Source organism: Klebsiella sp. YJ (assembly GCF_002108615.1).
Lineage (GTDB): Bacteria > Pseudomonadota > Gammaproteobacteria > Enterobacterales > Enterobacteriaceae > Klebsiella > Klebsiella planticola.
The window spans coordinates 1-9,418 of the sequence record NZ_MTEG01000063.1 but is presented as its reverse complement, the minus strand read 5'-3'; the positions used below and the strand labels follow the sequence as shown (position 1 = coordinate 9,418).

The 9,418-nt window shown below is 48.2% G+C and carries 8 protein-coding genes and 1 pseudogene; 5 read left to right on the top strand and 4 right to left on the bottom strand.

All coding sequences use genetic code 11. The features are described from left to right. From BV390_RS29585 to rpiB, 3 genes and pseudogenes are all read right to left on the bottom strand, one after another. Positions 1–632 (bottom strand): annotated as a pseudogene (locus BV390_RS29585) (transketolase); the annotation flags it as partial. A 17-nt stretch (positions 633–649) separates the two neighbouring features. Next, positions 650–1,600 carry a transaldolase gene (tal, locus tag BV390_RS29580; protein WP_046852252.1) on the bottom strand — a complete coding sequence of 317 codons (951 nt, stop codon included), beginning with the start codon at positions 1,598–1,600 and terminating at the stop codon, positions 650–652. A 41-nt stretch (positions 1,601–1,641) separates the two neighbouring features. Further along, positions 1,642–2,100, bottom strand: coding sequence for a ribose 5-phosphate isomerase B (rpiB, locus tag BV390_RS29575; protein ID WP_046852251.1), 459 nt, complete (start codon positions 2,098–2,100; stop codon positions 1,642–1,644). Between the two features lie 434 nt (positions 2,101–2,534). On the opposite strand from rpiB, the gene BV390_RS29570 reads away from it, so the two are divergent. The 5 genes from BV390_RS29570 to BV390_RS29550 all read left to right on the top strand — a co-directional run bounded on the left by BV390_RS29570 (position 2,535) and on the right by BV390_RS29550 (position 7,387). Beyond that, positions 2,535–3,824, top strand: coding sequence for an MFS transporter (locus tag BV390_RS29570; RefSeq protein WP_046852272.1), 1,290 nt, complete (start codon positions 2,535–2,537; stop codon positions 3,822–3,824). 45 nt (positions 3,825–3,869) lie between these two features. Next, on the top strand, positions 3,870–4,640 hold the full coding sequence (locus BV390_RS29565; RefSeq protein ID WP_046852250.1) for an SDR family oxidoreductase: 771 nt from the start codon (positions 3,870–3,872) through the stop codon (positions 4,638–4,640). A gap of 44 nt (positions 4,641–4,684) precedes the next feature. Next, positions 4,685–5,686 carry a dihydroxyacetone kinase subunit DhaK gene (locus BV390_RS29560; RefSeq protein ID WP_085397617.1) on the top strand — a complete coding sequence of 334 codons (1,002 nt, stop codon included), beginning with the start codon at positions 4,685–4,687 and terminating at the stop codon, positions 5,684–5,686. 3 nt (positions 5,687–5,689) lie between these two features. Then, positions 5,690–6,346 (top strand): dihydroxyacetone kinase subunit DhaL, encoded by a 657-nt coding sequence (gene dhaL, locus BV390_RS29555; protein ID WP_046852248.1) that lies wholly within the window; start codon positions 5,690–5,692, stop codon positions 6,344–6,346. A gap of 84 nt (positions 6,347–6,430) precedes the next feature. Further along, positions 6,431–7,387 (top strand): sugar-binding transcriptional regulator, encoded by a 957-nt coding sequence (locus BV390_RS29550; RefSeq protein ID WP_046852247.1) that lies wholly within the window; start codon positions 6,431–6,433, stop codon positions 7,385–7,387. 705 nt (positions 7,388–8,092) lie between these two features. Here the strand turns inward: BV390_RS29550 and fraE are convergent. Then, positions 8,093–9,136, bottom strand: a complete 1,044-nt coding sequence (gene fraE / locus BV390_RS29545; RefSeq protein ID WP_085397616.1) for a fructose-asparagine asparaginase — start codon at positions 9,134–9,136, stop codon at positions 8,093–8,095. Between the last annotated feature and the right edge of the window lie 282 nt (positions 9,137–9,418).

Sequence of the window (9,418 nt, the reverse complement as noted above, 5' to 3'; positions counted from 1 at the left end):
GCTTCGAAACGTTTAGCGGTGTCGTCGGTGAACCAGCCTTCCACATGACCGTCGATGGAGATACCGTTGTCATCATAGAACGCCACCAGTTTGCCCAGCTTCAGGGTACCGGCCAGGGAGCAGACTTCGTGCGAGATCCCTTCCATCATGCAGCCGTCGCCCATGAAGGCGTAGGTGAAGTGGTCAACGATATCGTGGCCCGGACGGTTGAACTGCGCAGCCAGCGTTTTTTCCGCAATAGCCATGCCCACGGCGTTAGCAATCCCCTGGCCCAGCGGACCGGTGGTGGTTTCCACGCCAGCGGTGTAGCCCACTTCCGGGTGGCCCGGAGTCTTAGAGTGCAGCTGACGGAAGTTTTTCAGCTCTTCGATCGGCAGATCATACCCGGTGAGGTGCAGCAGGCTGTAAATCAGCATGGAACCGTGGCCGTTGGACAGCACAAAGCGGTCGCGGTCGGCCCAGGCCGGGTTCTGCGGGTTATGGTTCATGAAATCACGCCACAGGACTTCGGCAATGTCAGCCATACCCATCGGGGCACCCGGGTGGCCGGATTTGGCTTTCTGTACAGCATCCATGCTTAATGCTCGAAGCGCATTAGCATACAAACGGCGAGATAAAATCGACTTATTCATAGTTTCTTCCCCGACATTTACAGCATCTGTCTAATCTGATTTTCCAGCTTGAGCTGATCCACGGCAAAAAGGCGGATTCCTTCTGCCAGTTTTTCAACCGCCATTGGATCCTGATGGTGCTGCCACAGAAACTCTGCCTGAGTCATCGGGCTCGGGAGTGTTTCGGTCACATTGCCGGGCTGTAACTGGAGGGGCAGCGGATCTCTGTTGGCCGCCAGCTCATCAAGTAAAGCCGGTGAAATCGTTAACCGGTCACAACCAGACAGAGCTTGAATCTGCTCGATACGACGAAAACTGGCCCCCATGACTACCGTGCTGTAACCATGTGCCTTGTAATACTGATAAATCTTACGCACTGACACTACACCCGGATCACGATCCGCCAGGTATTCAGCCTGTGGCTGGTTCTTCTGATACCAGTCAAAAATACGGCCCACGAATGGCGAAATAAGAAACACTCCTGCTTCTGCACAGGCTCGAGCCTGTGCGAAAGAAAACAGCAGAGTCAGGTTGCAGTTAATACCGCTTTGCTCCAGCTCTTCCGCAGCACGAATGCCCTCCCAGGTGGCGGCCAGCTTTATTAGAATTCGCTCCGGCCCAACACCGTTCTTTTCATACAACCGAATGATTTTCCGTGCCTTCGATACACACATGCCGCGGTCAAAAGCAAAACGGGCATCGACTTCAGTCGAAATACGCCCCGGAACATGGCGCAACACTTCGGTGCCAATATCGACAGCAACCTGATCACATGCGTTGGCCAGTTGGATTTCCTGATTCCCCCCCTGGCTACACGCCTTACCAATCGCATCAGTGACTAATGACTGATACTGTGTTAACTGGGCTGCTTTCAACACCAAAGATGGATTAGTCGTGGCATCCTGAGGTTGGAACTGACGAATCGCCTCTATATCTCCGCTATCGGCAACAACCGTTGTGTATTTTTTTAGTGCTTCTAGTTGGTTCATAATAACCTCTTAAATAATAAAAATTATTTACAGCAGAAGCATCACCGCAATTTGCCAGCAGCTTCATACTCGTTGATCTTTTCCACCTTCGGTGCTGAACGCCCTGCTTCAAATTCAGAGCGTAACCAACTGTCCACAATGCTTTTCGCCAGTTCAGGTCCGACAACTCGAGCTCCCAGCGTCATGATTTGCGCATCATTACTCTTTCTGGCTCGTTCAGCGGAGTAAGTATCATGGCACTGTGCAGCACGTATCCCCGGAACCTTGTTTGCAACAATGCTCATGCCGATCCCTGTACCACAAAGCAAAATTCCGCGCTGATGCCGTTCCGCCTTAATTGCATGAGCGACCGTATATGCAATATCCGGATAGCAGGCATCTTCAATACCCGTTTCGAGACTGTAATCAGTTACAGCAAAGCCACGCTGTTTCAGGTGTGTAATTAATAAATTTTTCAATTCGATGGCGGCATCATCCGCACCAATAGCGATAGGCAACATAAGAATCTCCAGGCTGTTATGAGGTAAGGACTCCAGACCTGGAGAAAATTCCACTCTTCAGATCCGTGAGATAACCTTAAATCCCCCCACACAAATAATCAATAGATGAACATATGAAATGTTGCCAACAATAAAAAACAGACCAAATGTTCATATAAAAATTAAATAATGAACAAATAATCATAAAAAAACAGCTTATAAACAAATTTGTTAACAGCATCACAGTTTCAATACCTCACAACAGACAACAAACAACAATATCGTTAATGTTCATATGCACATCAAATGAATTATTGTTAAGCGCGAGATTTGCGATTGATCATTTGTTCATCCATACGACTACTTAGTCGTTATCGCAACCAGGATACCCCGAGCCACAATGTGAGACGTCGGTGGCCTATGTATCAAAATCATAAATTATGTTGGAGTCGGTTATGTTCAACGGGTTGGTACAACGCACAGGCCTGCCACCGAAACTGTTGTTAGGTTATGCAGGTGTTTTGGTTTTCATGATGGGTGAAGGTCTGGAGCAGGGATGGTTGTCTCCTTATCTGATAAGCCACGGGCTGACAATACAGCAATCTGCACTTCTGTTTAGCGTTTATGGTTTTGCTGCAGCTATAGCAGCCTGGTTTTCTGGTGTTCTTGCCGAAATCTACACCGCCCGTAGGGTCATGACTGCCGGAGTACTGATGTTTATCATCGGATCGGTACTATTCCTGACTTTTGGCCTCCCGAGCAATAACCTCGAAATCATGATCCCTACTTATGCTTTAAGGGGGCTTGGCTATCCGTTGTTTGCCTATGGTTTCCTGGTTTGGGTCGCCTATGAAGCTCCCCCGCAGCGACTGGGGTCGGCTGTTGGTATCTTCTGGTTTGTTTACAGCGGCGGATTGAGTGTTCTTGGGGTATTTTATTCCAGCTTAGTCCTGCCGTACCTTGGGGAACTGCATACCCTATGGAGCGCTTTAGTATTTGTTGTGATCGGTGCTGTTATTGCGATAGCTCTGAACCGCCCCAAAAAAGATGAACCGGTAGCAGCTAAACCTGAAGTCTCATTAAAATATGTTCTTAAGGGTATCACTATCATCTTTGACAACCCCAAAATTGGTATCGGTGGCGTAGTTCGTACGATCAACACTTCTGCTGCCTATGGGTTCGTTGTATTTATGCCTATGTATATGATGGATATGGGCTTCAGCCGTAATGAGTGGTTACAAATGTATGCGGCACTCTGGGGTGTCAACATCATCTTTAATCTAATTTTCGGCATCATCAGTGATGGGCTTGGCTGGCGCAACGTGGTGATGTGGTGTGGTTGTGTCGGATGTGCTCTTACTACCTTGATGTTCTTCTACGTCCCACAGTATTTTGGCCCAAATTTTTTGCTGACCGTTATAGCCGCAGGTCTGTTCGGTGCGTGTCTTGCCGCATACGTTCCGCTCTCCGCTCTGATGCCTTCTCTGGCACCAGACAATCGCGGTGCAGCCATGTCAGTACTTAATCTTGGGGCTGGACTCAGTACCTTTGTCGGACCCGCAGTGGTTGGCTTGTTCATCGGCAGCCACGGTGCCTCTGGCGTTATCTGGATCTTTACTGGCTTGTACCTGTTCAGTGCTGTACTCATGAAATTTGTGACCCTGTCTCCTGAGCAGACTGAAACACAGGCCCGGATGGTTGCCATAAAAAAACAGCATAAATCCGGCACAACTGTCGATATTTAACCCTAATTAATGAACCGATATATACGTGACACTGAGGATAATTATATGAAAAGTCAGTTACCTAATTCAGCATCTTCCCTCTTCTCTCTGTCAGGAAAAGTGGCCCTTGTCACTGGCGGAGCTAACGGGATCGGACGGGCGATTGCGGAATGTTTTGCTGAACAAGGGGCTCAAGTGGTCCTACTCGATCGGGCGGATGACGTCCTGCAGGTCGCCAATAGCTACGGCGAAAACATGCATGGCATCCAGTTGGATGTAACCAACAAAGCCGAGGTTGAACAGGCGCTTGAAGCAGCAGTAAAACATTTTGGCCAGATTGATATTCTTGTTAACAGTGCAGGTATTGTCATATTGCAGCCTGCTGAAGAGGTCTCCGAAGACGCCTGGGATAAAACCATTGCCGTAAACCTCAAAGGGGTGTTTCTGGTTAGCCAGGCGGCCGGTCAGTATTTTATCCGTCAGGGTCATGGCCGGATCATCAATCTCGCATCTCAAGCCGGGGTTGTTGCGCTGCCTAACCACCTGGCATATTGCACCAGTAAAGCGGGGGTCATCGGTATGACTCAGGTGATGGCTCTGGAATGGGGGCCTCATAATGTTCAGGTCAATGCTATCTCTCCTACCGTTGTGCTGACCGATCTGGGCCGGAAGGCCTGGTCAGGCTCGGTTGCAGATGAAATGAAAAGTAAAATTCCACTGCGCCGTTTTGCTGAGCCACAAGATATTGCTTCAGCGGCGTTATTCCTCGCCAGCGATGCAGCAAATATGGTGACGGGTGCGAATCTGGTCGTCGATGGTGGTTACACCATTCAGTAACATGGTCTTTTTTGTTTTAACTAATTTGATCCACGGAGACAGTAATGAACAGAATTATCAATGATCCAGACCATGTCGTCGAAGATGCAATCAATGGATATCTGAAAGCTCATCCGGAATATTTAGCCACCACGGATAATGCCCGAGTGCTGAAATACCCGAAGGCCCCGATTAAGGGAAAAGTCGGGATTGTGACCGGGGGTGGCTCCGGGCATGAACCTGCATTTCTAGGTTATGTCGGCAAGAACCTGCTTGATGCGGTGGCCATTGGCGAGATTTTTTCCTCCCCGACTGCTGGCTCGTTCCTTGATGCGTTTAAAGCCGCAGATAGCGGTGCCGGTGTCGCCTGCCTGTATGGCAACTATGCCGGCGACAACATGAACGTTAAGATGGCCATCAAGAAAGCTACGGCCGCAGGGATCACCGTCAAGACTGTCGTAGCGAATGATGATGTAGCCTCCGCGCCGGCCACTGAGAAAGAGAAACGCCGGGGGGTTGCTGGCGAAATTCTGATGTGGAAAGTAGGCGCTGCAGCTGCGGCAAAAGGTTATAACCTTGATGGAGTGATCGACGCCGCACAGAAAGCCATCAATAATTGCTACTCTATCGGGGTCGGTCTCTCTTCCTGTACCATTCCTGCAGTGGGCCACCCTAATTTCCATATTGCCGATGGAACAATGGAACTGGGTATTGGTCATCATGGCGAACCCGGTGTGGACGTGTCGCCAATCCAGTCTGCAGCCCATATTGAAAAGACCATGCTGGATATGGTGCTCGGCGATATGCAGCCACATGCCGGGGATGAGGTCGTGGTGCTGGTTTCAGGATTAGGGGCCACACCTGTGATGGAACTCTACATCTATTATGCAGAAATTGAAAAAATTCTCAGTGAAAAAGGGATCCGTATCCATCGACAGTATGTAGGTAACTATTTTACCTCACTGGAAATGATGGGAGTTACTCTGACACTGATGAAAGTCGATGATGAGTTGAAGGGACTGGTGGATGTATCGGTTCAGTCGACTGGTTTAACCCAGGTGGAGTAAGTTATGAAGCAACATTTTTCTACGCAGTCGGGCAACGCTATTATTTCTGATCTGATTTACATCATCATCAGTAATCGTGAATACCTGAGTGATATTGATGGCGCCATCGGCGACGGCGATCATGGCATTAATATGTCAAAAGGTTTTGCCATGTGCGGCGACGCGATTAAAGGCAAAACCCTGACGCTGGCTGAAGGATTTGATGCGATTTCTGATGCCCTGATGGAAGGTATTGGTGGCTCGATGGGACCACTTTACGGTAGTTTCTTTCTGGGCATGGCCAATAGTGTCCGTGGGAAAGATGTCCTGAATGAAGAAGACTTCCATCACATGCTGGAAAATGGTCTGAGCGAGCTACAGGATATCAGTAGCGCCAAAGTAGGTGACAAATGTCTGATGGACAGTCTGATTCCGGCAGTACATGCATTTGGTGATGCCGTAAACCAGGGGGCCAGCTTTGAAGAAGCACTGTCTACCATGAAAGTCGCGGCACAACAGGGGCGTGACTCTACGCTTGACCTTGTATCAAAAATTGGTCGTTCAAGCCGGCTGGGAGAGCGCTCACGGGGCGTACTTGATGCAGGGGCAACCTCCTGCTGCCTGTTATTATGCCAGATGGCTGACAGCGTTAATGCCCAGTTGAATCCTGTTCCTGCCTGAAATAACTATACTACCCCGCTTTGGCGGGGTATCTTCTCCTGAGTTACGCTGAGTGTCCCGATCTGAGAGGAAAAACAAAATCATATGGAAAAACCGTCACAGGATCTTGAATTATTGACTGAAATTGCTATTGCCTACTATCGTGATGAGGTCACTCAGGAAGAAATAGCTCAAAAATTTGGAATTTCTCGTATTAAGGTTGGTCGCCTGTTGAAGCGGGCAAGAGAAGAAGGGATTGTCGAAATAAATGTCCGTTATCATCCCGTTTTCAGTACCCAACTGGAAAAACAAATGATTGAACGCTTCTCCATCAGTCGGGCGTTAATTGCTCTCGACCATCCCGATGAAGAAGAACAACGACGTCTGGTTGCAGGACAGGTATCCAGTTATCTGGCTGCTATCTTAAAGGACAATATGGTCGTCACTGTAGGTCAGGGCCGCAATGTTGCAGCAGTAGCAGAATATACCAATACAATACAGCCAAGAGATTGTCGCTTTATTTGCGGGATAGGAGGCACACACAGGCCCGGAGATGTGATTAATGCAGACCATATCAGTCGGTTACTGGCAAAAAAATTTGGTGGTAGTAGCGAAACCCTTTACGCACCTGCCTATGTAGAAAATCCTGAAGTAAAATCCTTTCTAATGGGTAACAGTACGATTAAGGAAACTCTTGATCGTGCCCGTAAAGCCGATATAGCTCTGGTTGGTATCGGTGATATGAATGAAAACAGCTATATGGTCAAACTCGGCTGGTTCACCCCCCAGGAAATTAATGACGCCAGTTTAAATCAAGGTGTCATTGGCGATATTGCAGGTTACGATTTCTTTAATATTCAGGGAACACACGTCAACACAGTGATGGATAACCGAGTGATTGGTTTAAGTGTTGACGAGTTGCAAAATATCCCCTGTGTCATTGCCATCGCATCTGAATCAACCAAAGCCATGGCAATTCTTGGCGCATTACGTACGGGTGCGATTGATATTATTGCCACTAATGCCAGTAATATACGAACGGTATTGAGTATGATGCAATAAATATAACAGTTAAGTAAAGTCTTTAATATAGGCTAATAAATTCCGTGACCCATGCCTCCTCTGAAGCTCATAAGGAGGCATGGATGTTATGCACTTAGCATAAAGTTGGACTGTCCCACTATTTGGTAGATTTGCGAAAATACATGAGATCACTGTACTGCTGCCAGAGTCATTGAAAATAAAATGAATAGCGGCGGTAACTCGCCTCAGTTAACAGCATCAACCAAAGTGAGTACATGAATGAGTATAAAAATAACATTTCAAAGAAAAACATTAAATATCAATATAATAAATAACAAATCACAATTCAACGTCTGATTCCCTTCCTACAGTTTTATGAGATGCCATCCCCTCTCATGAAGACTTAAAACTCACTAAATCCACGCCGTTGCGTGGATTTTTTTATTTTCATCGCGCCCGGTACATTGCATGAAAGCGCGGGAGAAATGTGAGCATACGCGTAAGTCAGTCGTAAAGGGTGTCAACCCGGCACAAGCCAGAGTTGACTGAAACAATCCGGCTCAGCATCTGGAAAGCATCACCATGCTGCAGGTGAAAAACCGGCTCCCGCCCTGCCGCTGGAGCGACTGCCCGAATACTGGAGTCTATCGGTGGCTATCAACACAGGCATCAGTGACACAGACGGGTAGCCCCGTACAGGGGCTACCCCGGGTATGGCAGGTGCGGAACTATCTCCGGATAAAATTAGTAAGTGTGAAAATATTGCTGAATGAGCTGCGGATTTTTAGTTTGGGTCAGTGCCGTCATCAACAAAATTCGCGCTTTTGCCGGGTTAAGCGAATCGGACACCAGTCCAGGCTGGCCGTCATCAACCGGAACGACACCGCTCCCCGTACGTGAGGCGCGAACGACCACGATACCGGCTTTTTCCGCCTTTTTAATTCCCGCAGCGCTGCGTACAGAGACCGACCCCGCTCCGGTGCCTGCATAAATAATACCGTCGACATGATGCGCAATCGCCGCGTCGTACATATATTCAGGGTCGTCCTGATAGCCATATATAATGACCACTTTGGGCAATGTGTTAAGGTTACGCACGTCAAATACCGAGCGTACAGTGTGAATTTTATCCACACGGGTTTCAAACTGCGGTTTACCGCTCACTATCACCCCAAGATAACCCTCTTCCGGCGCTTTGAAGGTATCCAGTGTCGTGGCATTGGTTTTAGTGACAAAACGGGCAGCACCGATACGATCATTGAGAACCACCATCACTCCGCGTCCTTTCGCCTCCGGGTCAGCCGCTACAGTCACCGCTTCCAGCAGATTCATCGGACCATCGGCGCTGATTGCCGTTGCCGGACGCATCGCTGCCGTAAAGACAACCGGCTTGTTGCTTTTTACGGTCAGGTTAAGGAAGTAAGGCGTCTCATCAAGGGTGTCCGTTCCGTGGGTAATCACGACCCCATCCACATCATCGCGGGCCAGCAGTTCGTTTACGCGTTTTGATAGCTTGAGGATTATCTCGCTGGTCATATTTTCACTGCCAATGTTTGCCAGCTGCTCTCCATCAATACGGGCCACTTTACTAATCTCAGGCACGGCATTAATCAACGTCTGTACGCCAATTGCCCCGGCTTTATATCCTGTGGTCTGAGTATTACTCGCCGCCGAGCCGGCGATGGTACCTCCCGTAGCAAGGATGACAATATGCGGCAGATGCGTCTCACTTAACGCGAAAGTACTTATTGTCAGTAATGCCATTGCCAGTAATGCTCTAAATTTCATATTGACCTATCCCAAAAAGATAAAATTAAAATTCGCCAGGTACTATTGCAAAAGGCTTATTGCAAAAGGCTTGCCAGGAGTAATTTTCTTTTTATCTGCAGATATGTTTAACTTTGATGCAAGAAAAGGGATTCTAATAATTTTGCGCACAAAGCTGGTGCAGCGATGAGCGAAATATAGTCATTCGCACCCTGAGAATTACACTTTAAGTGATTCAGGGTATGCGCTTACTGGTTACGAATATTGAGCGAGAATCACGTGATGATCGCCGCTTTTCTTTCG